The organism is Streptomyces sp. 1114.5, from assembly GCF_003635085.1.
Classification (GTDB): domain Bacteria; phylum Actinomycetota; class Actinomycetes; order Streptomycetales; family Streptomycetaceae; genus Kitasatospora.
The window spans coordinates 3,541,522-3,566,625 of record NZ_RBXE01000001.1 but is presented as its reverse complement, the minus strand read 5'-3'; the positions used below and the strand labels follow the sequence as shown (position 1 = coordinate 3,566,625).

Below are 25,104 nucleotides of genomic sequence, written 5' to 3'. Positions count from 1 at the left end.
GGTTGTGCGGACTCAGCCCAGGTCGGGCTGGTCGGTGTCGCCGGCGCGGGCGGCCTTGCGGGCGGCGGCGCGCTCCTGCAGCGACGGCTCGGGCGCCCCGCTGTCGTAGTCCTCGCCGTACGCGCCCTTGGCCGGGCGGCGGCGGCGCAGCGGCGGCTCGACGCCGTCCGCCAGGCGGCGGGCGGTGAGCAGGAAGCCGGTGTGGCCGATCATCCGGTGGTCCGGGCGGACGGCCAGGCCCTCCAGGTGCCAGGTGCGGACCATGGTCTCCCAGGCCTGCGGCTCGGTGAAGGTGCCGTGGTCGCGCAGCGCCTCGACGGTCTTGGACATCTGCGTGGTGGTGGCCACGTAGCAGCAGATGAGGCCGCCGGGGACGAGCGCCTTGGAGGCGACGTCCAGGCACTCCCAGGGGGCGAGCATGTCCAGGATGATGCGGTCGACGTCGGTCTCGACCAGGTTGTCCTGGAGGTCGCCGACGGTGAGCTTCCACGCCGGGTGTGACCCGCCGAAGTAGCGCTCGACGTTCCCCTTGGCGATGTCGGCGAAGTCCTGCCTGCGCTCGTAGGAGGCCAGCATGCCCTGCTCGCCGACGGCGCGCAGCAGGTACGTGCTGAGCGCGCCCGAGCCGACACCGGCCTCGACCACGCGGGCGCCGGCGAAGATGTCGGCCATGGCCAGGATCTGCCCCGCGTCCTTGGGGTAGATCACGGCGGCGCCGCGCGGCATGGACAGGACGTAGTCGGGGAGCAGGGGGCGCAGCGCGAGGTACGGGACGTTCCCCGTGGTGCGCACGACCGTGCCTTCGGGGGCGCCGATCAGCTCGTCGTGGGGGAACGCACCCTTGTGGGTGTGGAACTGGTTCCCGGCCTGGAGCGTGAACGTGTAGTGGCGACCCTTGGGGTCGGTCAGCTGGACCTGGTCCCCGACCTGGAAGGGCCCGCGTCGGCGGGCGGCACCGGTCGGTTCGGACATGCGGCCAATCCTAAGGGAAGCGTGCGCTCCGGCCGACCACGGTGATCACCGCCCGGTGGTCACCACCCCGCGGTCACCGCCCGGCGACGGCGGCGGTCAGCCGCTGCTCGATGTCGGTGAGCGCGACGACGCCGTACACCCGGCCGTCCGCCTCGATCACCAGGTACTCCCCCGCCGGGGTGGCCTGGACGGCCCGCAGCAGCTCCTCGCCGCTCAGGTCGGCGTCCAGTCTCAGCCCGGGTTCGAGGTCGCGGGCGAGCGGGCCGACGGCCACCCAGGGGCGGCGGTGCTCGGGTACGCCCCGGACCGCGGACTCGCGGACGATGGCGATCGGCTCGCCCCGGCCGTCCACCACGACCACCGCGCCGGCCCGGGCCTCGTGGGCGCGGCGCATCGCCTCGCCGAGCGGGGTGTCGGCGGTGACCTCGACGGCCCGCCGGGCCAGGTCGCGCAGCCGCAGGGCGGGCAGCGCCTCCTTGAGCCGGGCGTTGCGCACGCTGCCGGTGGCGCCGTTCCAGATGATCGCGGCGAGCACGGCGGCCAGCACCGCGTCCACCAGGGTGTCGGTGGTGCTGCGCTCGCCCCCGCGGGCGGCGCTGACCAGCGGCAGGCCGAACAGCACCGCGACCGCCAGCGCCCGGCCGACCCAGGCGGCGACCACGGTGCCGGTCATCGCCTTGCCGGTGACCGCCCAGACGACGGCGCGCAGCATCCGCCCGCCGTCCAGCGGCAGGCCGGGCAGCAGGTTGAAGGCGGCGACGACCAGGTTGGAGACCATCAGGCCGGTGAGCAGCACCCCGGGCACGGTGGCGAGGTCCACGGCCCGTACGGCGAGGTAGAACAGGCCGCCGAGCGCCAGGGAGAGCAGCGGGCCGACGAAGGCCAGCCAGAACTCCCGCCAGGGCGTGGTGGCCTCGTTCTCGATCTCGGAGACGCCGCCGAAGAACTGCAGCTGGATCCGCCGCACCCCGAGCTTGTAACGCAGCGCGACCAGGGTGTGGGCGAGCTCGTGCACCAGGACGGAGGCGTAGAAGGCGACCGCGAAGGAGAACGCGACCAGGTAGCGGGCGCCGCCGAGGTCGGGCAGCACGTCGCCGAGCTGCCCGCCGAACACCCAGGTGATCAGCGCGGCGATGACGAACCAGGAGGGAGTGACGTAGACGGGCACGCCGAAGGGCCGGCCCATCAGGATGCCGCCGCTGCGCTCCGGCGGCTTCCCGGTCGGGCGGCCGCCGTCGTCCTGCGGTGGCTGGTCGGAGGTCTGCTGCCCCCTGCTGTCGCTCACCGTGATCCCTTCGGTCGTCTCCCCCGTCGTGCCCCCGGTGCGCCCACGCTACGTGATCGCGGCACTGCCGGGGCCTCGCGCCCCTCTTTCTGCCTTCATACCCATTGCGCGGGCCGCGGTGGCAGCCCGGTGGCAGTCAGATGACAGCGAAGGGCAATAGGGTCGTAGCCATGCAGCAGACCGACACCACCAGCACCGCCGGGGCCCCGGTGCGCCCGGCGGCGCCTCCGACCGGCCTGTCCCCGTCCCGGGCGGGGGACTTCCTCACCTGCCCCCTGCTGTACCGGCTGCGGGTGATCGACCGGCTGCCCGAGCCGCCGAGCGCGGCGGCGACCAGGGGCACGCTGGTGCACGCGGTGCTGGAGCGGCTGTTCGACAGCCCGGCGGCCGAGCGGACGCCGGAGCGGGCGCTGGGCCTGCTGCGCCCCCAGTGGGAGCGACTGCTGGGAGAACGGCCGGAGCTGGGCTCGTTGTTCCCGGACGACCCGGACGGCGCGGCGCTGACCCGCTGGCTGGCGGACGCCGAGAAGCTGGTCGGCCAGTGGTTCCGGCTGGAGGACCCGACCCGGCTGCACCCGGTGGAGCGGGAGCTGTACGTGGAGACGGCCCTGGACTCGGGGCTGCTGCTGCGCGGCTACATCGACCGGGTGGACGTCGCCCCGACCGGCGAGGTCCGGCTGGTGGACTACAAGACCGGCCGGGCGCCCTCGCGGGACTTCGAGGGCAAGGCGATGTTCCAGATGAAGTTCTACGCACTGGTGGTGTGGCGCTGGAAGGGCGTGATCCCCAAGCGCCTCCAGCTGGTGTACCTGGGCGGCGGCGGGGACGTGGTCAGCTACGACCCGGACGAGGCCGACCTGCTCGCGGTGGAGCGCAAGCTGCAGGCGCTGTGGGAGCGGATCGGCCACGCGGTGGCCACCGGGGACTTCCCGGCCACCCGCAACCGCCTCTGCGACTGGTGCGACCACCAGGCCAGCTGCCCGGAGTTCGGCGGCACCCCGCCGCCGTACCCGCTGCCGCTGCCACTGCCGCCGGCCCGTACGTCGGAGGAAGACGATCCCAACGGGGGATCCGATGATCAAGGAGTGTCCTAGGTGACGATCCGAGTGCTGCTGGTCGACGACCAGCCGCTGCTGCGCACCGGTTTCCGGATGATCCTGGAGGCCGAGTCCGACCTGGTGGTGGTCGGTGAGGCCGGCGACGGTCAGCAGGCGCTGGACCAGGTGCGGGCGCTGCAGCCCGACGTGGTGCTGATGGACATCCGGATGCCCAGGATGGACGGCGTCGAGGCGACCCGCCGGATCGCCGGCCCGGGGCGGGACGGCCCGGCCAAGGTGCTGGTGCTGACCACCTTCGACCTGGACGAGTACGTGGTGGAGGCGCTGCGCGCGGGTGCCAGCGGCTTCCTGCTGAAGGACGTGCCGGCCGAGGAGCTGGTGCAGGCGATCCGGGTGGTCGCGGACGGCGCGGCGATGCTGGCGCCGAGCATCACCCGCCGGCTGCTGGACATGTACGCCACCAAGCTGCCCTCGGGCGACGAGGCGCCGCCGCAGGCACTGGGGGCGCTGACCGAGCGCGAGCTGGAGGTGCTGAAGCTGGTGGCGCGCGGGCTGTCGAACGCAGAGATCGCGGCCGAGCTGTTCGTCAGCGAGACCACGGTGAAGACCCACGTCGGCCACGTGCTGACCAAGCTCCAGCTGCGTGACCGGGTGCAGGCCGCGGTGTACGCCTACGAGAGCGGGCTGGTGCGCCCGGGGGCCCTGTAGGGGCTCCTGCGGGCCCCCAGGAGCCCTCCAGGGCGGCCCGCAGCGGCCGGTGAACGGCCTGCAGAAACGTGACGGCGGCCCGTCCGCTCCCCCGTGGTGACGAGGGAGCGGACGGGCCGCCGTCGTGCCGGTACTACTTGCTGTTCCGGCTGATCTCCCAGAAGCGGAAGAAGCCGGTGGTGTCGACGGTGGACTCGACGCCGGTGACGTACGAACGCGCCGCGTAGAAGGCCTTGTTCTGGTACAGCGGGATCAGCGGCGCGTTCTCGGCCTCGATCTGCTGGATCTGCGCGTAGCCGGGCGAGGCGGCGCTGCGGTCGGCCTGCTTGAGGCCCTCCGGCACCAGCTTCCCGCTGATCCGCGGGTCGTCCCAACCGTGGTGGTAGGCACCGCCGTTGACCAGCAGCGGGGCGATGTAGTTGTCCGGGTCCGGGTAGTCGGCGAACCAACCGATGACGTACGCCTGGTACTTGCCCTCGGCCCAGCCCTTCTTGTACGCGTCCCAGTCCGGCTCCTGCTGGACGGTGACCTGGAAGAGGCCGCCGGCCTCCAGCTGCTTCTTCAGCGTGTCGGCCTCGTTGCTGCCGGCCCGCGAGCGGGACCAGGTGAGGTTCAGCTTGACCGGGGTCTGGACCTTGGCGTCGGTCAGGATCTTCTTGGCCTTGGCCAGGTCCTGGTCGCCGTAGCGGTCGAAGAAGGCGGTGGTGTGGCCGGTGACGCCGGCCGGGACCATCGCGTACAGCGGCTGGACGGTCCGGGCGAAGACGTCGCGGGCGAGCGCCTTGCGGTCCACCAGCTGCGCGGCGGCCTGGCGGACGGCGACGTTGCCGCCGACCGCGTCCTTGGTGTTGAAGACCAGCGAGCGGGTGTCGTTGCTGTCGCCCTCGGTCACCTGCAGGTCGGTCTTGCCGCCCTGCTGGTCGGCGCGGATCTGGGCGGCGGTGTTCGGCTCCAGGCTGTTGTCGGTGAGGTCGACGTCGCCCTTGTCCAGCGCGGCCTTCAGGTCGTCGGCCTTGTCGAAGTACCGGACGGTGAACTTGTTGTTGCGCAGCTTGGCGTCGCCGCCGTACTTGTCGTTGGGCGACAGGACGACCTTGCCCAGCTGCTTGCCCGACGTCTCGACCGAGTCGATGCGGTACGGGCCGGAGCCGATCTGCTTGTCGTTGGGCAGCGCCTTGTCGGCCGGGTAGACCTGGTGGTCGACGATGGCGCCGGCCGGGGTGGCCAGCTTGGCCGGCAGGGTGGCGTCGGGCGCGGTGAGGTGGAAGAGCACCTCGGTGTCGCCCTTGGCCTCGACGGACTTGATCGAGGAGAGCAGCGAGACCGGGCCGTTCTCGTCGTTGATCTTCCGGGTGCGCTCGATCGAGAAGACCACGTCCGCGGCGGTCAGCGGGTGGCCGTTCGAGAACTTCAGCCCGGGCCGCAGGGTGCAGTGGTACTCGGTGGCCTCGCTGCTGGTGAACTCGCAGGACTGCGCGGCGTCCGGGGTGGGCGTGCTGGCGGCCGCCGGGAAGGTGAGCAGCGACTGGAAGGCGTTGCGCATGACCAGCCAGGAGCCGGAGTCGTAGGACATCGCCGGGTCCAGCGTGCCGGTCAGCTGGGCGGTGCCCATGGTGATCGACTTGCCGCTGTCCCCCTTGACGGCGTCGGTCACCGATCCGCAGCCGGCCACCGTCACGGCGACCAGACCGGCACAGCCGAGTACTGCGAGGCGTTCAGCTGAAGTCTTCACGGGGCGCGTCCTTATCGGTGGCACGAAACCCGAGTAGCGTGCCATATCGAACACGCACGACCGATACCCGCGCAGATGACGTTTGGGACACGGTGGTTACGGGCAACGCGGCCGCGACCGACGAGATGTCGGTCAATGCCCTTTTTCTCCCCCGATCCCCCCGGATCGGAGCCCCCTGACGCCCCGTACCGGCCGGTAGGGGCGGTCCGCAATGAGAGGACAATCACACTCGACGGTCACCCGCGGGTCACACCCGCGAGGCGACCAGCGAGCGCAACAGATCGAGGTCGACCTGCTCCAGCGAGGGCAGCACCAGCCGTCCGGGGGCCGGCTCGATCGCCGCCACCGAGGGCACCGCGATCACCGGGCAGCCGGCCGCCTCGCCCGCGCTCACCCCGGTCGGGGTGTCCTCGACCACCACGCAACGGGCCGGCTCCGCGCCCAGCCGGCGGGCCGCCTCCAGGTACGGGTCCGGGAACGGCTTGGTGCGCGGCACCTCGTCCCCGCCGATGGTGAAGGCGAAGTGGTGGGCGCCCAGCGAGCGCAGCACGATGTCGATCACGTGCCGGTGCGAGGCGGACACCATGGCCGCCGGGATCCCGTGCGCGGCAAGGGTGTTGAGGAGGCGTTCGGCGCCCGGCATGAGCGGCACGCCGCCCGCCAACAGGTCCACGAAGCGCTGGTTGACCAGGACGCCCAGGTCGGCCGGTGCGATGTCCACGCCCGTCCGGGCGACCAGGTAGTCCATCACCCGGGTCATCGGGCCGCCGACCACGTGCGCGCGGTCCGCCTCGTCCAGCTCGTGGCCGAGCTCGGCGAAGAGCGAGACCTCGGCCTGCCACCAGAAGTCCTCGGTGTCCACCAGGGTGCCGTCCATGTCCAGCAGGACCGCCTGCAGACCGCGGTCGTCACCGTGGTCGAGGACCCGGGTGGCAGTGGGGCTGGTGGTCATGGGCGGACGTCCTTCCGGCAGGCCCCGGGGAGCCCCCGGGGATGGCACAGGCCGGCCCGCTGGTGAGCGGACCGGCCCGTTCAGGATCCTCCAGGATACGCCCGCTTCGTCCGAAAAGAGCGAACGGAGGGGGACCGAGGCGTTACCGGGCGTTGAAGTACTTCGCCTCCGGGTGGTGGATCACGATCGCGTCGGTGGACTGCTCCGGGTGCAGCTGGAACTCCTCGGAGAGCACCACGCCGATCCGCTCGGGCTTCAGCAGCTCGGCGATCTTGGCGCGGTCCTCCAGCTCGGGGCAGGCCCCGTAGCCGAGCGAGAAGCGGGCGCCCCGGTACTTGAGCGCGAACATGTCCTTGACGTCCTGCGGGTCCTCGCCGGAGAAGCCCAGCTCGTAGCGGACCCGGGCGTGCCAGAACTCGGCCAGCGCCTCGGCCAGTTGGACCGAGAGGCCGTGCAGCTCCAGGTAGTCGCGGTAGGAGTTCCCGGCGAACAGCTCGTTGGCCGCCTCCGAGATCCGGTTGCCCATGGTGACCACCTGCAGGCCGACGACGTCCCGCACGCCCGACTCCTCGGGGCGGAAGAAGTCGGCCAGGCAGAGCCGGCGCCCGCGGCGCTGGCGCGGGAAGGTGAAACGGGTGCGCTCGGTGCCGTCCTCGTGGAAGACGATCAGGTCGTCGCCCTTGGAGTTGGCCGGGTAGTAGCCGTAGACCACGGCCGCCTCCAGCCAGCCCTCGGTCTGCAGCCGGTCCAGCCAGGCGCGCAGCCGCGGCCGGCCCTCGGTCTCCACCAGCTCCTCGTACGACGGCCCCTCGCCGCTGCGCGCCGCCTTCAGGCCCCACTGCCCCTTGAACAGTGCGTCCTCGTCCAGCCAGGAGGCGTAGTCGGCGAACGGGATGCCCTTGACGATCCGGTCGCCCCAGAACGGCGGGGTGGGCACGGTGTTGTCGACGGCGACGTCGGAGCGGATCTGGCCGAGGTTGACCTCCGGCTCCGGCTCCGCCACCTCGACCCGGGCGTGCCGGCGCTGCTTCAGCTCCGGCAGGGCGGCGCCGGGCACGCCGCGCTTGACCGCGATCAGCGCGTCCATCAGCCGCAGGCCCTCGAAGGCGTCCCGGGCGTAGCGGACCTCGCCCTCGTAGATCTCGTGCAGGTCCTGCTCGACGTAGGCCCGGGTGAGCGCGGCGCCGCCCAGGATCACCGGGTAACTCGCGGCCAGCTTGCGCTGGTTGAGCTCCTCCAGGTTCTCCTTCATGATCACGGTCGACTTCACCAGCAGCCCGGACATGCCGATCACGTCCGCGTTGTGCTCCTGCGCGGCGTCCAGGATCGCCGAGACCGGTTGCTTGATGCCCAGGTTGACGACGTTGTAGCCGTTGTTGGACAGGATGATGTCGACCAGGTTCTTGCCGATGTCGTGGACGTCGCCCTTGACGGTGGCCAGCACGATGGTGCCCTTGCCCTCGTCGTCGGACTTCTCCATGTGCGGCTCCAGGTGGGCCACCGCGGTCTTCATCACCTCGGCGGACTGCAGCACGAACGGCAGCTGCATCTGGCCGGAGCCGAACAGCTCGCCGACCACCTTCATGCCGGCCAGCAGGGTCTCGTTGACGATCTCCAGCGCCGGGCGCCCGGCCAGCGCCTCGTCGAGGTCGGCCTCCAGGCCGTTGCGCTCGCCGTCGATGATCCGGCGCTGCAGCCGCTCCTCCAGCGGGAGCGCGGCCAGCTCCTCGGCCTTGGAGGCCCTGACCGAGGCCGAGGAGACGTTGGCGAACAGCTCCAGCAGGCGCTGCAGCGGGTCGTAGCCGTCCCGGCGGCGGTCGTAGACCAGGTCGAGGGCGACCTCGCGCTGGTCCTCGGGGATCCGGGAGATCGGCAGGATCTTGGAGGCGTGCACGATCGCGGAGTCCAGGCCGGCCTCCACGCACTCGTGCAGGAAGACCGAGTTGAGCACCACGCGGGCGGCCGGGTTGAGGCCGAAGGAGATGTTGGACAGGCCGAGCGTGGTCTGCACATCGGGGTGCCGGCGCTTCAGCTCGCGGATCGCCTCGATGGTCTCGATGCCGTCCCGGCGGGACTCCTCCTGGCCGGTGGCCAGGGTGAAGGTGAGGCAGTCGACCAGGATCGAGCCCTCGTCGATGCCGTAGTCGGCGGTCAGCTCGGCGATCAGCCGCTCGGCGATCGCCACCTTCGCGTCGGCCGTACGGGCCTGGCCCTCCTCGTCGATGGTGAGCGCGATCAGGCCGGCGCCGTGCTCGCGGGCCAGCGAGGCGATCTTCCCGAAGCGCGAGTCGGGGGCGTTGCCGTCCTCGTAGTTGACCGAGTTGAGCACCGCGCGGCCGCCCAGGGCCTCCAGGCCGGCCCGCAGCACGTCCGGCTCGGTGGAGTCCAGCACGATCGGCAGGGTGGAGGCGGTGGCCAGGCGGCCGGCGATCTCCTTCATGTCGGCGACGCCGTCGCGGCCGACGTAGTCCACGCAGAGGTCCAGCAGGTGGGAGCCGTCCCGGATCTGGTCGCGGGCGATCTCCACACAGGCCTGCCAGTCGCCGGCCAGCATCGACTCGCGGAACTTCTTGGAGCCGTTGGCGTTGGTGCGCTCGCCGATCGCCAGGTACGAGGTGTCCTGGCGGAACGGCACCGCCTGGTACAGCGAGGCCGCCGAGGGCTCGGGCTGCGGGGTGCGCGGGGCGATCTCGCGGCCCTGGACGCGCTCGACCACCTGGCGCAGGTGCTCGGGCGTGGTGCCGCAGCAGCCGCCGACCAGCGAGAGGCCGTACTCGCGGGTGAACACGTCGTGCGCGTCGGCCAGTTCGGCCGGGGTGAGCGGGTAGTGGGCGCCGTCCTTGCCGAGCACCGGCAGGCCCGCGTTGGGCATGCAGGACAGGCCGATCCGGGCGTTCTTGGCCAGGTAGCGCAGGTGCTCGCTCATCTCGGCCGGGCCGGTGGCGCAGTTGAGGCCGATGTAGTCCACGCCGAGCGGCTCCAGCGCGGTGAGCGCGGCGCCGATCTCGGAGCCGAGCAGCATGGTGCCGGTGGTCTCCACCGTCACCTGGACCAGCACCGGCAGATCCAGCCCGGCCTCGGCCAGGGCGCGCTTGGAGCCGAGGATGGCGGCCTTGGTCTGCAGCAGGTCCTGGCTGGTTTCGACCAGCAGCGCGTCGGCGCCGCCGGCGATCAGGCCGGCCGCGTTGCGCTGGAAGCCGTCGCGCAGCGTCTCGTACGGCGCGTGGCCGAGGGTGGGCAGCTTGGTGCCGGGGCCGATCGAGCCGAGCACCCAGCGGAGGCGGCCGTCCGCGGCGGTGTGGGCGTCGGCCACCTCGCGGGCGATCCGGGCGCCGGCCTCGGACAGCTCGTGGATGCGGTCGGAGATCTCGTACTCGCCGAGCGCGGAGAAGTTGGCGCCGAAGGTGTTGGTCTCCACGCAGTCCACGCCCACCTCGAAGTAGGCCTCGTGGACGGAGCGGACGATGTCGGGCCGGGTGATGTTGAGGACCTCGTTGCAGCCTTCGAGGTTCTGGAAGTCCTCCAGCGTCGGGTCCTGGGCCTGGAGCATGGTGCCCATGGCACCATCGGCCACCACCACCCGGGTGGCGAGCGCTTCACGCAGCGCGTTCGCGCGGCTCTGCGGAGTGACGGACGGACTGGCTGCAGTGGCCATGGGGCTTCTCCCTGGTGCGACGGCTGTCGGCTTTGCACGCCCGCTTGCTCGGGCACGCACGTGGCCAGGGTATCCGGCCCACGGCTCGGGCTGCGGGCCCATTCCGTATCCTGAGCGTTCGACCGAACGGGGGGAGCGACCGCGTGGCCCGATTCCGGACCGGCGCGCGGCGGATCGGCGGGGCCCTGGCGGTCCCGTTCCGGGCGCTGCGCGACCGCTGGCGAGGCTGGTCCTGGTGGCGACGGACCCTGCTGGTCCTGGTGCTGGCGGCGGCCGTGCCCGCCACCGCACTCGGCTCGGTGTTCGTCACGATCCGACTGCACTACACGGGTGAACCCCCGGCCGAGGCCCGCACCCGGGGCCGCGACGCGCTCTGGCTCGGCCACGCCTGGGTGGACGGCCGCAAGACCGAGACCGACGTGGCCGGGCTGGTCCACCAGCTGGCCGGCACCGGCATCCGGGACCTGTACGTGCACACCGGCCCGCTGGAGCACGACGGCACCCTGCCGCCCGCCGTCCACCCCCGGGCCCGCTGGTTCGCCGACACCGTCCACCGGGAGCTGCCGGGCGTGCGGGTGCAGAGCTGGCTGGGCGACGAGGTCAAGCCGGAGAAGGACGCCATGGACCTGGAGGACGCCCCGACCCGGGACCGGGTCACCGCCTCCGCCCGCCAGGTGCTGGACCTCGGCTTCGACGGCGTGCACTTCGACATGGAACCGATCCGCCCGGGTTCGGCCGGCTGGCTGGCCCTGCTCGACCAGGTCCGCCCGGTCACCGCGGCCCGCGGCGCCAAACTCTCGGTCGCCGCCCCGCAGATCGACCCCGTCCCCGGCCTGCACACGGCCGGCATCCTGCTCACCGACCACGGCAAGTGGTGGGACCGGGCGTACTTCTCCGCGACCGCCCGCCGGGTCGACCAGGTCGCGGTGATGACCTACGACACCTCGATGCCGACCGCTCCGCTGTACGGCGGCTACGTGGCCCAGCAGACCGAGCTCGCCCTGCAGGCCACCCCGGCCGACGTGGACCTGCTGATCGGCCTGCCGTTCTACTGGGACGACAAGTGGGGCCACTGGGGCGACGCCGAGACCGTCCCGGCGGCCGTCCGCGGCGTCCGGCTGGGCCTGGGCCGGGAGGACCCGCGGCGGGCGAACTTCGGCGTCGCGCTGTACGTGGACTTCGCCTCGACGCCCGGGAACTGGGCGGACTACCGCAGCGGCTGGGTCGACGTCCGGTAGCCGTCAGGCGGCCATCCGGTGGGCCAGGGCGCCCAGGTAGCGGTGGATGGTGCTGTCCTCGCCGACGACGTAGTGCGAGACGGCCCGGTACAGCGGCCGGCGCACCTCGCCGCGCTCGGTGACGGTCAGCGAGCAGCCCGGCCCGGCCGGGGTCAGCACGTACGTCCAGGTGCCGCCGTAGGGCAGGTCCGGGTCGGCGATGCCGGTGACCAGGCGGTGCGGGGCCTCGCTGGCCACCACCTCGTACGTGGTGTGCCCGTGCCGGTCGTACTCGCGCCAGCGCTCCCGGCCGCCGGCCGCGGCGGGCAGCCGCTCGACGTGGGTCAGGCCCGGGCGCCAGGCCGGGTAGAGGTCGATGTCGGTCAGCACGTCCCAGACCGCGCCGGGCGACTGGGCGAGCTCCAGGCCGCCCTCGGTGACGTGCTCCACCGGCAACCGGCGCCCGGCCCGGTCCGCCGCCAGCACTGCGGCACCGGCCAGCACGACGGCGCCCGTGCCCGCGCCGATCCACAGCCATCGCTTCATCGGTCCGGCCCCTTCCGCCCGGCCCCCGCCCGTTCATCATCGCGCCGTCCCGCCTGGGCGGCACGCGGTCGGGCCGGGCCGCCGGGCGGAGGCGGTCCGGCCCCGGCCGCGGGCTGACGCCCCGTCGGGCCGGGCCGTCCCGATATCCGCTGGATCGGCACGGCCGGCTCCCCCAGACTGTCCCGGTGCCCGGTCACGGGGCGCATCAAAGCCCGTAGGCTGGGCAGGTAGGGACCATGGGGCGAGGCGTTCCATGGGTGACGAGAGGTTCGACAGTCGGCAGCAGGCCCGTCGGCGCCCGGCAAGCCGGCCGAGGCGGCGCCGGTCCGACCGCCGACCGGAGGGAGACGCTGGGTGATCGAGTTGGAAGATGTTCCCGAGTTGATCGACCCGGTCATGGTCTGCGCCTTCGAGGGCTGGAACGACGCGGGTGACGCCGCCTCCGCGGCTCTGGCGCACCTGGACGAGACCTGGGGCGGCAAGGTGTTCGCCGCCCTGGACGCGGAGGACTACTACGACTTCCAGGTCAACCGGCCCACGGTCTGGCTGGACGGCGGCATCCGCCGGATCACCTGGCCGACCACCCGGCTCTCGGTGATCCGGGTCACCGAGCCGACGACCAGGGACGTCGTGCTGGTGCGCGGCATCGAGCCGAGCATGCGCTGGCGTTCGTTCTGCAACGAGCTGCTGGGCTTCGCGCACGAGCTGGGCGTCGAGCTGGTGGTGATCCTGGGCGCGCTGCTCGGCGACACCCCGCACAGCCGCCCGGTGCCGGTCAGCGGTGTCACCTCCGACCCCGACCTGGCCCGCCGGCTGGACCTGGAGGAGAGCCGCTACGAGGGCCCGACCGGCATCGTCGGCGTGCTCCAGGAGGCCTGCACGCACGCCGGGGTCCCGGCCGTGACGCTCTGGGCGGCGGTGCCGCACTACGTCTCGCAGCCGCCGAACCCGAAGGCCACGCTGGCCCTGATCAACAAGCTGGAGGACCTGCTGGACCTGCGCATCCCGCCGGGCGAGCTCGGCGAGGACGCCCGGGCCTGGCAGCTGGGCGTGGACCAGCTGGCCGCCGAGGACAGCGAGGTCGCCGAGTACGTCCAGCAGCTGGAGGAGGCGCAGGACACCGCGGAGCTGCCGGAGGCCTCGGGGGACGCCATCGCCCGCGAGTTCGAGCGCTACCTGCGCCGCCGGGAGAACGTCGGGCCGACCGGCGAGAAGCCGGTCGCCGGGCACGCCACCGCGGAGCGGCCGGCCGAGCCGGAGCCGCCGGGCCCGGGCCGGGAGAGCCCGGACGGCGCCGAGGAGGAGTAGCCGCCTCGGCCCCAGCAACGCCGAAGGGGCGTCAGGACCGGTGTCCTGACGCCCCTTCGGCGTTGCGGCTGAGGGACCTGCAGCCGTCCTGGGGAGCTACAGCGCGACGCCGAGCAGGGCGTCCACGGTGCGGGTCACCAGGCCGGGCGCGCCGATGTCGGTGCCGCCCTCGGTCTCCTGCCGCTCCACCCAGCGGTCGACGGCGGCCAGCGCGGCGGGCGCGTCCAGGTCGTTCGCGAGCGCCGTACGGACCTCGGCGAGCAGCTGCTCGGCCGCGGGGCCGTCCGGCCGGGAGACCGCGGCGCGCCAGCGGGCGAGTCGCTCGACGGCCTCGTCCAGGACGCTCTTGGTCCACTCCCAGTCGGCGCGGTAGTGGTGCGAGAGCAGCGCCAGGCGGATCGCCGCCGGGTCGACGCCGTCGCGGCGCAGCGCCGAGACGAAGACCAGGTTGCCGCGGGACTTGGACATCTTGTGGCCGTCCAGGGCGACCATGCCGGCGTGCACGTACGCCTTGGCGTACGGGTGGGTGCCGGTGGCGACCTGGGCGTGCGCGGCGCCCATCTCGTGGTGCGGGAAGGAGAGGTCGCTGCCGCCGCCCTGGATATCGAAGGACATGCCGAGGTACTGCAGCGCGATGGCGACGCACTCGATGTGCCAGCCGGGGCGGCCGTGGCCGAGCTCGGTGTCCCAGGCAGGCTCGCCCGGGCGGGCGGCCAGCCAGAGCAGGGCGTCCAGCGGGTTGCGCTTGCCCGGGCGGTCCGGGTCGCCGCCGCGCTCGGCGAAGACGGGGCGCATGGCCTCGCGGGTGAGGCCGGAGACCTCGCCGAAGTGCGGGTCCGCGTCGACCGAGAAGTAGATGTCGCCGTCCACCCGGTAGGCCGCGCCGGAGGCCAGCAGCTTCTGGACGATCGGGACGATCCACGGGATCGACTCGACGGCGCCGATGTAGTGGGCCGGCGGGAGCAGCCGCAGGGCGGTCATGTCCTCGCGGAACAGGGCCGTCTCGCGCTCGGCGAGGGCCGTCCAGTCCTGGCCGGTCTCGACGGCGCGCTGCAGCAGCGGGTCGTCGACGTCGGTGACGTTCTGGATGTACAGGACGTCGTGGCCGGCGTCCTTCCAGACGCGCTGGACCAGGTCGAACGCGTTGTAGGTGGCGGCGTGGCCCATGTGGGTCGCGTCGTAGGGGGTGATGCCGCAGACGTAGATCCGGGCGGTGCCGTCCTGCGGCACCACCTCGCGGACCGTGCCCGCTGCGGTGTCGTGGATACGGAGAGGGAGCCCCTGACCAGGCAGGGCGGGAACCTCGGAGGCGGGCCAGGCATGCATGGAAACAACTTTAACCTTGCGAACATTTGAAAGCCTAACCAGTAAGCAAGATCGACTGGATTCGCTTCCTGTCGTTGCCTGACCGCTTCCCGACTGGTATTGGACCTTTCGATGCACCTTCGCCGCACGGAGATCGGTCCGGATTCCGGGCAGCGGTGAGCGCCCGGTCGGCCCTGCTGCCGACCGGGCGCCCGGCTCTCCGGGAGGCGGCCGGAGCCGCTACGACCGCTGCTGCCAGAGGGCCGGTACGTTCGGCGGCTCCCAGCCGACCATGGCGGTGTGCGCCTGGAGGCAGACGTAGGAGACGCCGGAGTAGGTGACGCGGTCGCCCGCGCGGTAGGCGGTGCCCGGGGTCCAACTGCCGCTCGGCGGCCGGGTGGGCGTGGAGGTCGGGGTCGGCGTGGGCGTCGGGCTCGGGGTGCCGGGGGTCTGCGGCACGTCCAGCACGAAGTCGTAGCTGCCCTCGCGGATCGGGCCGTTCTGCCGCACGTTCATCAGCAGCCGGGCGTCGTAGATGGAGTCCGTGCTGTTGCGCGGCTCGCCCGGGAAGTACAGCTGGGTGGTGACGATCGGGCGGCCGGGGGCCTGGAGCTTGACGTGGAGGTGCCGGGTACGGCCGGGGTAGAGGCCGGGCACGATGGTGTCCAGCCTGAACGCACCGCCCGCGTCGGTGAACTGGTGGCCGCGGAAGGTGTAGCCGACGTTGTCGTAGGCGCCGTCGTCGTCGGCCTGCCAGAAGTCCAGCAGCACGCCGGGGACGGGCCGGCAGGCGCGGCCGAAGACGTAGCCGATGACGGCCAGCCGGGTGCCCGGGCCGTCGCCGACCATGGAGCTGCGCAGCGGGGAGTCGGGCTTGAAATAGGGGCCCTCGGTCTGTTCGATCGTGGGGTCGTCGCCGTCGTGGCACTCGGGGGTGAGCTCCGGCGCCCGGCCGGTGCCGACCTGGTCGCGAGCCAGGGCGACCCCGCCGCCGATCAGCAGCGGGGCGGCCCCGAGCGCGGCGGCGGCCTTCAGTACGGTCTTGCGACTGATCATGCGGTCGGGCATGGGCATGCGCCGTCTCCTTCTCGTGAGGCGGGAAGCGAAGGGCGGAGGGGCGGCCCTTGCCATGGTGGGGGCATGACAAGGACCGGGCCGACCGACCGCCCGTACGCGCCGGACCGACCGCCGACGCCACTCCTCGGGCCAGCAGCAAAACTACGGGCCGTCCGGTGCGACCGCGATGGACATGATCCGGGGATCGTGGTGATTTCCGTCGACCTTGGCCCGGAACCCCCCCGGCGTCATCCCGGTCTCCCGGCGGAAGAAGCGGCAGAAGTACGCCGGATCCACGAAGCCCGCTTCCTTCGCCACCTGGCGGATCGTCAGATCGGTACAGGCGAGCAGCCGCTTGGCCTCCAGGGTCTGCTGTCGGCGGATCAGTCCGCCCGGAGTGCGGCCGGTGGCCTGCTTCACCAGGGTCTGCAAGTGCCCCGGGGAGACACCGAGTTCCTGGGCGGTGGAGGCCACCGAGTGCCGCACCCCGCCCGGCCGGGCGATCAACCGGGTGAAGGCGGCCGCCACTTCGGCCGGGCGGCTGGGCACCAGCGGCCGGTCGTCCGGGGCGCAGGCGCGCAGCGCCCGGACGATCAGGATGTGCAGACTGGCCCGCAGCACGCCCTGGTAGCCGGGCGCCCTGGTCAGGTACTCGTGCTCCATGTCGGCGAACAGGGCGCCGATCGCGTCGGCCTGCCCGCCGAGCGCGAGGGCGGGGCGGGCGGCCAGCGCCCGCAGGGCGGCGAGGTCCTGCGGGTGGCCGAGCAGGAAGTCCTCGTTGAACAGCACGACCCGGCCGGCGAGGCCTTCGGTGTCCGCCCAGTAGTGCACCTGGCCGGGGGTGATCACGCACAACTGCGGTGGTGCCAGCGGCCGCTGGACGAGGTCCAGGACGTGGGCGCCGCGGCCGCCGGTGACGTGGACCATCTCGTAGAACGAGTGTCGGTGGGGGAAGCCGGCCCGGGAGAGTGGGCCGATCGCGTCGAAGCTGCCGATCGCGAAGGGGAGCAGGTGGGGCAGCGGGACCTGGAGACGGTGCAGCGGCAGGTCCGGCGTGGTTCGGGGGGCGGGGGTGGGGGTGGTCCGTCGCGCGTCCATCGGAGCAGTGTGCGACCTCCTCCGGGGACCGGTCCAGACCACCAACTCCCATACGGGAGCCCTGCCTTGGCCCGAAGCGGCCGCTACACCGGCGGCCAGGGGATCGCCGGCCAGTCCTCGGAGGGCAGCGGGTGGCGGCCGGAGTCGCGCAGCTCGGCCACCCGGGCCCGGGTGGCCGCCAGCTCGGCCTGCGTCAGGTGCGGGGCCAGGCGCTCGGCCAGTTCGCCGTCCAACTGCTCGGCCAGCCGGGCCAGCACCTCCAGTGCCTCGGCCGGCAGCGGGTCGCCGGCCCAGCCCCAGAGCAGGGTGCGCAGCTTGCCCTCGGTGTTGAAGGTGACGCCGTGGTCGATGCCGTACACCCGCCCGTCGGCGGCCGGGATCAGATGGCCGCCCTTGCGGTCGGCGTTGTTGAGCACCGCGTCCAGCACCGCGAGCCGGCGCAGCCGCCCGTCGTCGTGGTGCACCAGCAGCGCGGTGCGCCCGCCCTCGACCTCGGCCCGGATGATCGGCAGCCAGCCCTCCTCCGGGCCGCGCGGGTCCTGCAGCGCGAGCAGCGGCTCGGCCTGCGGGTCCGGCTCGACCCACAGCTGCACCATGCCGGGCCCGTGCGGGCCCTCGCGCAGCACGGTCGGCGGGATCAGCGCCCAGCCCGTCGCCGCGGACAGCTCGTAGGCGGCGACCTCACGGCCGGCCAGGGTGCCGTCCGGGAAGTCCCACAGCGGGCGCTCGCCGGCCACCGGCTTGTAGACGGCCTGCGCGCTCAGCGAGCCGTGCGCGACCGTGCAGTACAGCGCGGCGTTGGAGGCGTCGGTGAGGCGGCCGTGCACGGTCAGCTCGCCCTGGCGCAGCAGCGCGAGGGCGGTGGGCACGTCGGCGGCCAGCGCGGCCGCCGACGCCGGGTCGGCCTGGGGCGGGGTCTCGGTGTTCAGCGCCGGTAGCCGTTCGCGCGCGGGCACAGGTGGCCCTCCGGGTCGAGCGGCAGGTTGCAGAACGGGCAGGGCTTGCGGCCGGCCGCGACCAGGTCCAGCGCGCGCTTGGCGAACACCCGGGCCATCGCACCGGACAGCCGCACCCGCAGCATGTCCGGGCCGGTGTCGTCGTCGGTGAAGACCGTCTCGGCGCCCTCCTCGTCCTCCTCGTCCTCGACCAGCGCCTGCGCCTCGACCACCAGGCAGCCGTCCACGCTGTCCCAGGCCAGGGCCATCGTGCCGACCCGGAACTCCTGCTCCAGCGGCAGGTCGAGCGGCGCGGTGTCGAGCAGGTCCTTGGGGGCGGTGGCCGGGATGGCGGTGTCGCCGCCGCTGCGCCGCAGCGCCTCGTCCAGCACCTCTTCGATGCGCTCGGCGAGCGCCGCGACCTGGGTCTTCTCCAGCAGCACGCTGGTGATCCGGCCCCGGGCGCTGGCTTGCAGGTAGAACGCCCTGGCGCCGGGCTGGCCGACGGTGCCGGCCACGAACCGTTCGGGCTGGTCGTAGAAGAAGACCTGACGGGGCACGCTCTCGCTCCGGATCGTGTCGGTCGGCGCGGATCCGCCGTGGGGGATCGCGGGTTTCGGGACTCGTTAGTCACCCTACGACCTCCGGGCTCCGGTCGGGGAGCCGAGCCGACGGCCGGGGGGATGGCACCCGGGGTCTCGGGTGGTGACGTGCGGGCGCTGACGCCCGGGCAGTCACGCGCGGGAGGGACGCCGGCGGGGCTGCCGGCCCGCGTCGCGGGTGGCCGCGGTCAGGCGGTGCCGCCGACCACCGCGTCGCCGGCCGGGGTGACCGGGGCCGCGCCGGTCCGCGGTGCGAGCGAGGAGAGGTCGCCGGTGTCGCCCATTCTCAGCACGAAGGGCCGCTGCGGGGTGTACCGGATCGCGGTGACCGAGCCGGGCTCGACGCTGATCCGCTGGAAGTGGTCCAGGTGCAGGCCGAGCGCGTCGGCCACCACCGCCTTGATCACGTCACCGTGCGAACAGGCGATCCAGACCGCGTCCTCGCCGTGCTCGGCGGCGATCTTCCCGTTCCACTCGCGCACCGCGCTCACCGTGCGGTGGCTCAGCTCGCGCAGCGACTCCCCGCCGGGGAAGGCCGCGGCGGCGGCGTGGTCCTGCACGGTGCGCCACATCGGCTCCTTGGCCAGCTCGGCCAGCGGACGGCCGGTCCAGTCGCCGTAGTGGCACTCCCCCAGCCGCTCGTCCTCGGCCGGGGCGCCCAGCTCGGGCCGGGCGGCCAGCAGGGGCTCCAGCGTCTGGCGACAGCGCTCCAGCGGGCTGCTGACGGCCTGCACCAGCGGGATCCCGGCCAGCCGGTCGGCCAGCGCGGCGGCCTGCCCGCGCCCGGTGTCGTCGAGGTCGACGCCGGGGGTCCAACCGGCCAGGATTCCGGCGGTGTTCGCGGTGGAGCGGCCGTGACGGACGAGCAGCAGGGTGGGCATGGGGCTCAGCCTACGGCCTCCGGGCCCGGCCGTGGAGGCGGGTTACCGTCCGGTTATCCGCCCGGGCGCCTGGGGCGGTCTCGGTCGGCCGTCCTGCCCGCCGAGCCGCCTCGCCACCGAGCCGACGACACCGGCCGCCGGCACCGGCCGGTGGACCCGCACCGCACCGGTCCTGTGCCCGGAGGCCGCGGTCGGGTGACAATGGCCCGCATGATCGTCCACTGCGCCGCCTACTCCGACGGCCGCCGGATCGAGGCCCCCGCCGACCTGGCCGGTGCGCTCGCCGCCGCCCGCGCGGCCGGTCCGGACGGCTTCGTCTGGATAGGCCTCTTCGAACCCACCGCCGAGGAACTCGACCACGTCGGCAAGGAGTTCGCGTTGCACCCGCTGGCCGTCGAGGACGCCGTCAGTGCCCACCAGCGCCCCAAGGTGGAGGCCTACCAGGGCTCGCTGTTCGTCTCCCTGAAGACCCTCGGCTACGCCCCCGGCGCGCATGTCGTCACCGTCGGCGAGGTGATGGTCTTCCTCGGGCCCGACTTCGTGATGACCGTCCGGCACGGCGCGGACTCCCCGCTCGGCGGCCTGCGGGCCCGCCTGGAGCAGGAACCCGAACTGCTGCGCTTCGGGCCCAGCTCGGTGCTGCACTCGGTCGCCGACACCGTCGTGGACGGCTACATGGAGGTGGCCACCGCACTGCAGAGCGACCTGGACGAGCTGGAGGCGGACATCTTCACCCCCAGCCGGGTCGGCCGCGACACCGCCGGGCGGATCTACGGCTACAAGCGCCAGGTGATGTCCGTACGCCGCGCCACCGGCCCGCTGCTGGAGCCGATGCTGGAGCTGGAGCGCGGCGCCCGATTCGTCCGCCCCGAGGCAGCGCCCTACCTGCGGGACGTCGCCGACCACCTGGCCCGGGTGAACGACCAGGTGGACGGCATGGACCGGCTGCTGTCCGACATCCTCAACGCCAACCTGGCGCAGGTCAGCGTGCAGCAGAACAACGACATGCGGAAGATCTCGGCCTGGGCGGCGCTGGCCGCCGTGCCGACGATGATCGCCGGAATCTACGGGATGAACTTCGACGACATGCCCGAGCTGCACCAGCCCTGGGGGTACCCGGCGGTACTGGTGCTGATGGCCGTGGTCTGCGTGGTGCTGCACCGGGTGTTCAAGCGGCACGACTGGCTGTAGCGCCACTCGAACACGCTCAGGCGCTTACGCCAGGCCGGCGCGCTCCAGGGCCGCGACCCCGGTGCGCAGCGCCTGGATCCGCTCGTCCAGGGTGAACCCGGCCGGGGCCAGGGTCAGTGTGGTGACGCCCGCGTCGGCGTATGCCTGCATCCGGTCGGCGATCCGGGCGGTGTCGCCGATCAGCGAGGTGGCGTCGACCAGGTCGTGCGGGACGGCGGCCGCGGCGCCCGCGTAGTCCTTGGCCAGGTACTTCTCCTGGATCTCGTCGGCGGCCTGCTCGAAGCCCATCCGCCGGGTGAGCTGGTTGTAGAAGTTCTTCTCCTTGCTGCCCATGCCGCCGATGTAGAGCGCGGCGTAGGAACGCAGGGAGTCGACGGCGGCCTTGATGTCCTCGCCGACGGCCAGGTTCACGGTCGGGCAGAGGTCGAAGCCGTCCAGCGTCTTCCCGGCCTTGGCGCGGCCGGCGGTCAGCGGGTCGAGGGAGAGCGCGGAGTGCTCGGGCGAGAAGAAGATGCCGAGCCAGCCGTCGGCGATCTCGCCGGTGAGCTCCAGGTTCTTCGGGCCGATCGCGGCGATGTACAGCGGGATGTGCTCGCGCACCGGGTGCACGGTGAGCTTGATCGGCTTGCCCGGGCCGCCGGGCAGCGGCAGGGTCCAGTGCGCGCCCTCGTGGACCAGGCGCTCGCGGGACATCGCCTTGCGGATGATCTCCACGTACTCGCGGGTGCGGGCCAGCGGCTTGTCGAACTTCACGCCGTACCAGCCCTCGGAGACCTGCGGGCCGGAGACGCCGAGGCCCAGGCGGAAGCGGCCGCCGGAGAGGGTGTCCAGGGTCGCCGCGGTCATCGCGGTCATCGCCGGGGTACGGGCCGGGATCTGGAAGATGGCCGAACCGACGTCGATCCGCTCGGTCTTCGCGGCGACGTAGCTCAGCACCGTCGCGGCGTCCGAGCCGTACGCCTCCGCCGCCCAGCAGACCGCGTACCCGAGCCGGTCCGCCTCCTGGGCCACGGCGATGTTGTCGGCGTCCATGCCGAGTCCCCAGTAGCCGAGGTTGATACCGAGTCGCATCTGCCGCACCTTCCAGTGGGTTGGGTTGTGGCGAGGGTAACCGCGCCCGCGCCGGACATGCTACTGACGGGTAGTGGTGGGGTGGGTCACACCCGCACCACCTCCTCCGGCGGTGATCGTTCTGCGGGTCTGCACACCTGCCCGCACACCGGCCGCTACGCTCAGCCGACGTGGGAGAGCACTCTCCTCACCTGCGCTTTCACAGGGCCACCGGGGCGCCCGGGGCCACCGGCCAGTGGAGGGCCCGTCCGATGGAAAAGCGTCACCTGGGCCGTACCGGTCTGCAGGTCTCCCGACTCGGCCTCGGCACCATGACCTGGGGCCGCGACACCGACGAGCACGAGGCCGGCGAGCAGCTCAAGGAGTTCGTCGACGCCGGCGGCAACCTGATCGACACCGCCGACGTGTACGCCGACGGCGGCGCCGAGTACCTGATCTCCCGGCTCACCGACAACCTGATCCCCCGCTCCGACCTCGTCATCGCCACCAAGGCCGGTAGCGTCCCCGACTCCGCCCGCCGCTTCGACGGCTCGCGCGGCCACCTGCTCGCCGCCCTGGACGACTCGCTGCGCCGCCTCGGCACCGACTACGTCGACCTCTGGCAGGTGCACTCCTTCGACCCGACCACCCCGGTCGAGGAGACGCTCAGCGCCCTCGACATCGCCGTCTCCACCGGGCGCGCCCGCTACGTCGGCGTCTGCGACTTCAGCGGCTGGCAGCTCGCCAAGGCCGCCACCTGGCAGCGCGCCCACCACGGGCGGGTGCCGCTCGCCGGGGCGCAGCTGGAGTACTCGCTGCTGCAGCGCGGCATCGAGCGCGAGGCGCTGCCCGCCGCGCTGGACGACGGGATCGGGGTGCTGGCCGGCTCGCCGCTCGGGCGCGGGGTGCTCACCGGCAAGTACCGGCACGGCGTCCCGCAGGACTCGCGCGGCGCCTCGCCGTACCTCACCGGGTTCGTCCAGCCGTACCTCGGGGAGCGCTCGCGGCGGATCGTGGACGCCCTCGCCACCGCCGCCGACGGGCTCGCCAGCAGCCCGCTGGCGGTCGCGCTGGCCTGGGTCCGGGACCGCCCCGGGGTGGCCAGCGCGCTGGTCGGGGCACGGACGGCGACCCAGCTGCAGGCGGCGCTGTCGGTGGAGGCGCTTACGCTTCCGGGTGAGATCCGCAGTGCGCTGGACGACGTGTCGTCCCCGGTGCACCGCTACCCGGACCAGGGGTGGACCGAGCTGTGACCAGTCGGCCGGGTCGTCGAGCAGAACGCGCAGTGGAGTGACCTTTGGAGCGGACGACGATGAGTGACACGGGGAACGGCGCTCCGGAGGAGACCTCGGCGGCTCCGGCGACTCCGGGGACCGCGGCGACTCAGGGGACTGCGGCCGACAAGGCCGCGGCGATCGCGGAGCTGGCGGCGCGGATCCGCAGCATCGCGCCGCAGGGGTCGGGGCCGGGGGCTTCGGCGGGCTTGGCTCCGAGGCGCCCGGCCGAACCGGCGTCGGAGGCGGAGGCGAGGGCGGAGGCGGAGGCTTCGGTGGCCGCCACCCCGGCCGTTCCGGCGGCCCCAGCGGCTCCGGCGGCTCCGGCGGCCGTGATGGCGGACGGGCCGCGCGGCGACGCGCTCCAGCGGACCAGCGCCGTGCTGGCCGCGGGCGGCGCCCCCGCCGAGCTGGCGGCCGCCGCCGTGGCCGAGTTCGGCGACGACGCGGCCGAGCGGCTGCGCGAGGACCCGTGGGCGGTGCTGGGCCTGCCCGGCGTCCGGCCCGAGCACGCCGACCGCTTCGCCCGCGAGCTGCTCGGCCCCGAGGCCGAGCCCGCGGACCCGCGCCGCGCGCAGGCGCTGGTGGTCTGGCTGCTGGAGCAGGCGGCACTGCGCGGGCACTCGGCCCTGGAGCTCGCCGAGGTGACCTCCGGGCTCGACCGGCTCCGGATGCCGGACCCGGTCGCCGCCGTCCAGGCCGCCGTCGAGGACGGCCGGGTGCTGCCCGCCCAGGAGGAGCTGACCGGCGCCGAGGCCCAGGCGGCGGGCGGCGAGGACGACGAGCCGCCGACCCGGACGCTGCTCGCGCTGGAGCGGCTGGCGATGGCGGAGACCACCCTCGCCGAGGGGCTGCTCCAGCTGATGGCGACCTTCGTACCGGGCGAGGACGTCGAGGAGGACGGCGACTCCTCCGCCGTCGAGTCCGCTCCCGATTCGGACGTCGAATCGGACGTCGAATCGGACGTCGAATCGGACGTCGAGTCGGACGTCGAGTCGGCGGGCGGGGAGACGGCGGGCGCAGCGGACGGCGAGGCGGAGGGCGCCGAGCCTGAGCCCGTCGCCGCCCCCGGCCCGGCCGCGTGGGCGGCCGCCGCCGAGGCCGCGCCGACCTCCTCCGCGACCGCCCTCATCCAGGCGGTGGCCGACAACGCCCTCGTCCTGCACACCGGCGGCGAGGCGGCCCGCGCCGAGCCGGCCGCGCTGCTCACCGCCGCCCGGGGCCTCGGCCTGCGGGCCTGGGCCGCCACCTGGACCGACCAGGGCCGGGCCTCCTTCGCCGCACTCGCCGGAGCCGGGGCCGGGGCCGGAGCCGATGCCGGAGCCCCCGTGGTCACCCTCGCCGAGCTGCTGGCCGGCACCGCCGGCCCGGGCCGCGGGCCGGACGGCATGCTCGCCCTGGATCTGCTGATCGTCCTGGACGCCCCGCTGCTGGACGTCGAACTGGCCGCGACCGTCGTGGAGTCGCTCGCCGACGGCACCCGGCTGGTGCTCAGCGGCGACCCGGGCCAGCTCTGGTCGGCCGGCCCCGGCCGCTTCTTCGCCGACCTGCTGGCCGCCAAGGCCTGCCCGGCGGTCGCCTCCCGGACCCCGGACTTCGGCCCGATCGGCGAGCTGGTCTCCGGCGTCGGCATCGGCGAGCTCCAGCCGGTCGACGCACCGGACAAGGAGGTGGTCATCCTGACCGCCAAGGACGCCGGCGAGGCCGTCCACCGGGCGATCCAGCTGCTCACCGACTCCATCCCGCGCGCCCTGGGCATCCCCGCCGAGCAGGTGGTGCTGCTCACCCCGGGCCACGGCGGCGCGGCCGGTACCCGGGCCCTGAACGCCGCCGCCAAGGCCCGGCTCAACCCCGGCCCGGGCCGGTTCGGCGGGTTCGACCCGGGCGACCGGGTGGTCGACTCCCCCGCGCCCGGCATCACCCGCCCGGCCCGGGTGCTGGACGGCGACGCCGACGGTCTGCACCTGGAGTACGCGGACGGCACCCGCCGGACCGTCCCGCCCGCCGAGGCCGCCCGGCTGCGGCACGGCTGGGCGCTGACGGTCCACCAGGCACTCGGCCGCCGCTGGCCGGGCGCGGTGGTCGTGGTCCCGGAGGACGCCGCCCCGGCGCTCACCCGGCAGTGGGTCTACACCGCGTTCGGGCGGGGCGAGCGGCACCTGTCCGTGGTGCACGCGGCGGGCCCGGCGCTCGTCCAGGCCGTCGCCGAGCGCCCGGCGCAGCCGCGTACCACCCGGCTGCGGGCGATCCTCGCCGAGAACGCCGCCCCGGCGTACTGA

Annotated in this window: 21 protein-coding genes; 7 read left to right on the top strand and 14 right to left on the bottom strand. The window is 73.4% G+C overall.

Going from position 1 to position 25,104, the window contains the following annotated elements; genetic code table 11:
* Window positions 1–12: 12 nt before the first annotated feature.
* Both BX285_RS15910 and BX285_RS15905 read right to left on the bottom strand, forming a co-directional pair.
* The gene (locus BX285_RS15910) at window positions 13–972 is read right to left on the bottom strand and encodes a tRNA (adenine-N1)-methyltransferase (protein ID WP_097238584.1); all 960 of its coding nucleotides are present in this window, start codon (window positions 970–972) and stop codon (window positions 13–15) included.
* Between the two features lie 73 nt (window positions 973–1,045).
* Window positions 1,046–2,263 carry a site-2 protease family protein gene (locus BX285_RS15905; RefSeq protein WP_398900961.1) on the bottom strand — a complete coding sequence of 406 codons (1,218 nt, stop codon included), beginning with the start codon at window positions 2,261–2,263 and terminating at the stop codon, window positions 1,046–1,048.
* Between the two features lie 164 nt (window positions 2,264–2,427).
* Between BX285_RS15905 and BX285_RS15900 the strand changes: the two genes are divergently transcribed.
* Together BX285_RS15900 and BX285_RS15895 are read left to right on the top strand one after the other, a co-directional pair.
* Entirely contained in the window at window positions 2,428–3,351 is a 924-nt protein-coding gene (locus BX285_RS15900) for a RecB family exonuclease (RefSeq protein WP_121175482.1), read from the top strand.
* A complete protein-coding gene (locus BX285_RS15895) occupies window positions 3,352–4,023 on the top strand; it encodes a response regulator transcription factor (RefSeq protein ID WP_049650980.1) in 672 nt (223 codons plus the stop codon).
* Window positions 4,024–4,156: 133 nt separating this feature from the next.
* Here the strand turns inward: BX285_RS15895 and BX285_RS15890 are convergent, their stop codons facing one another.
* The 3 genes from BX285_RS15890 to metH form a co-directional block, all read right to left on the bottom strand.
* Window positions 4,157–5,755: an ABC transporter substrate-binding protein gene (locus tag BX285_RS15890; protein WP_179852921.1), complete on the bottom strand. Its 1,599-nt coding sequence runs from the start codon at window positions 5,753–5,755 to the stop codon at window positions 4,157–4,159.
* Window positions 5,756–6,002: 247 nt separating this feature from the next.
* Window positions 6,003–6,707, bottom strand: a complete 705-nt coding sequence (locus BX285_RS15885) for an HAD family phosphatase (RefSeq protein ID WP_097238580.1) — start codon at window positions 6,705–6,707, stop codon at window positions 6,003–6,005.
* 142 nt (window positions 6,708–6,849) lie between these two features.
* Window positions 6,850–10,362, bottom strand: a complete 3,513-nt coding sequence (gene metH / locus BX285_RS15880; RefSeq protein ID WP_097238579.1) for a methionine synthase — start codon at window positions 10,360–10,362, stop codon at window positions 6,850–6,852.
* Window positions 10,363–10,505: 143 nt separating this feature from the next.
* Here metH and BX285_RS15875 point away from each other — a divergent pair, with 143 nt between their 5' ends.
* Window positions 10,506–11,600 carry a glycosyl hydrolase family 18 protein gene (locus BX285_RS15875; protein WP_121175481.1) on the top strand — a complete coding sequence of 365 codons (1,095 nt, stop codon included), beginning with the start codon at window positions 10,506–10,508 and terminating at the stop codon, window positions 11,598–11,600.
* Between the two features lie 3 nt (window positions 11,601–11,603).
* Here the strand turns inward: BX285_RS15875 and BX285_RS15870 are convergent, their stop codons facing one another.
* Window positions 11,604–12,125 (bottom strand): SRPBCC domain-containing protein, encoded by a 522-nt coding sequence (locus BX285_RS15870; protein WP_121175480.1) that lies wholly within the window; start codon window positions 12,123–12,125, stop codon window positions 11,604–11,606.
* A 354-nt stretch (window positions 12,126–12,479) separates the two neighbouring features.
* Between BX285_RS15870 and BX285_RS15865 the strand changes: the two genes are divergently transcribed.
* Window positions 12,480–13,433 (top strand): PAC2 family protein, encoded by a 954-nt coding sequence (locus BX285_RS15865; RefSeq protein WP_097238577.1) that lies wholly within the window; start codon window positions 12,480–12,482, stop codon window positions 13,431–13,433.
* 96 nt (window positions 13,434–13,529) lie between these two features.
* Here the strand turns inward: BX285_RS15865 and mshC are convergent, their stop codons facing one another.
* The 6 genes from mshC to BX285_RS15835 form a co-directional block, all read right to left on the bottom strand.
* Entirely contained in the window at window positions 13,530–14,759 is a 1,230-nt protein-coding gene (gene mshC, locus BX285_RS15860; protein ID WP_097238576.1) for a cysteine--1-D-myo-inosityl 2-amino-2-deoxy-alpha-D-glucopyranoside ligase, read from the bottom strand.
* A 219-nt stretch (window positions 14,760–14,978) separates the two neighbouring features.
* On the bottom strand, window positions 14,979–15,812 hold the full coding sequence (locus BX285_RS15855; RefSeq protein WP_220783911.1) for a carbohydrate-binding protein: 834 nt from the start codon (window positions 15,810–15,812) through the stop codon (window positions 14,979–14,981).
* 144 nt (window positions 15,813–15,956) lie between these two features.
* Window positions 15,957–16,892 carry an AraC family transcriptional regulator gene (locus tag BX285_RS15850; RefSeq protein ID WP_121175479.1) on the bottom strand — a complete coding sequence of 312 codons (936 nt, stop codon included), beginning with the start codon at window positions 16,890–16,892 and terminating at the stop codon, window positions 15,957–15,959.
* An 83-nt stretch (window positions 16,893–16,975) separates the two neighbouring features.
* A complete protein-coding gene (locus tag BX285_RS15845) occupies window positions 16,976–17,848 on the bottom strand; it encodes an SCO1664 family protein (RefSeq protein ID WP_097238574.1) in 873 nt (290 codons plus the stop codon).
* Complete coding sequence (locus BX285_RS15840) at window positions 17,818–18,387, bottom strand: DUF3090 domain-containing protein (RefSeq protein ID WP_097238573.1); 570 nt, start codon at window positions 18,385–18,387, stop codon at window positions 17,818–17,820. Before BX285_RS15840 ends, BX285_RS15845 begins: the two co-directional genes overlap by 31 nt.
* 230 nt (window positions 18,388–18,617) lie before the next feature.
* Window positions 18,618–19,310, bottom strand: coding sequence for a histidine phosphatase family protein (locus BX285_RS15835; protein ID WP_097238572.1), 693 nt, complete (start codon window positions 19,308–19,310; stop codon window positions 18,618–18,620).
* 210 nt (window positions 19,311–19,520) lie between these two features.
* Here BX285_RS15835 and BX285_RS15830 point away from each other — a divergent pair, with 210 nt between their 5' ends.
* Window positions 19,521–20,501 carry a magnesium and cobalt transport protein CorA gene (locus BX285_RS15830; RefSeq protein WP_121177541.1) on the top strand — a complete coding sequence of 327 codons (981 nt, stop codon included), beginning with the start codon at window positions 19,521–19,523 and terminating at the stop codon, window positions 20,499–20,501.
* 24 nt (window positions 20,502–20,525) lie between these two features.
* Here the strand turns inward: BX285_RS15830 and BX285_RS15825 are convergent, their stop codons facing one another.
* On the bottom strand, window positions 20,526–21,572 hold the full coding sequence (locus BX285_RS15825; RefSeq protein ID WP_121175478.1) for an LLM class F420-dependent oxidoreductase: 1,047 nt from the start codon (window positions 21,570–21,572) through the stop codon (window positions 20,526–20,528).
* Window positions 21,573–21,823: 251 nt separating this feature from the next.
* Between BX285_RS15825 and BX285_RS15820 the strand changes: the two genes are divergently transcribed.
* Entirely contained in the window at window positions 21,824–22,804 is a 981-nt protein-coding gene (locus BX285_RS15820; protein WP_097238570.1) for an aldo/keto reductase, read from the top strand.
* Window positions 22,805–22,934: 130 nt separating this feature from the next.
* Here the strand turns inward: BX285_RS15820 and BX285_RS38405 are convergent, their stop codons facing one another.
* The gene (locus BX285_RS38405; protein WP_259470545.1) at window positions 22,935–23,111 is read right to left on the bottom strand and encodes a hypothetical protein; all 177 of its coding nucleotides are present in this window, start codon (window positions 23,109–23,111) and stop codon (window positions 22,935–22,937) included.
* Here BX285_RS38405 and BX285_RS15815 point away from each other — a divergent pair.
* Entirely contained in the window at window positions 23,101–25,104 is a 2,004-nt protein-coding gene (locus tag BX285_RS15815; protein ID WP_259470544.1) for a helix-hairpin-helix domain-containing protein, read from the top strand. The two genes, BX285_RS38405 and BX285_RS15815, sit on opposite strands and share 11 nt — an antisense overlap.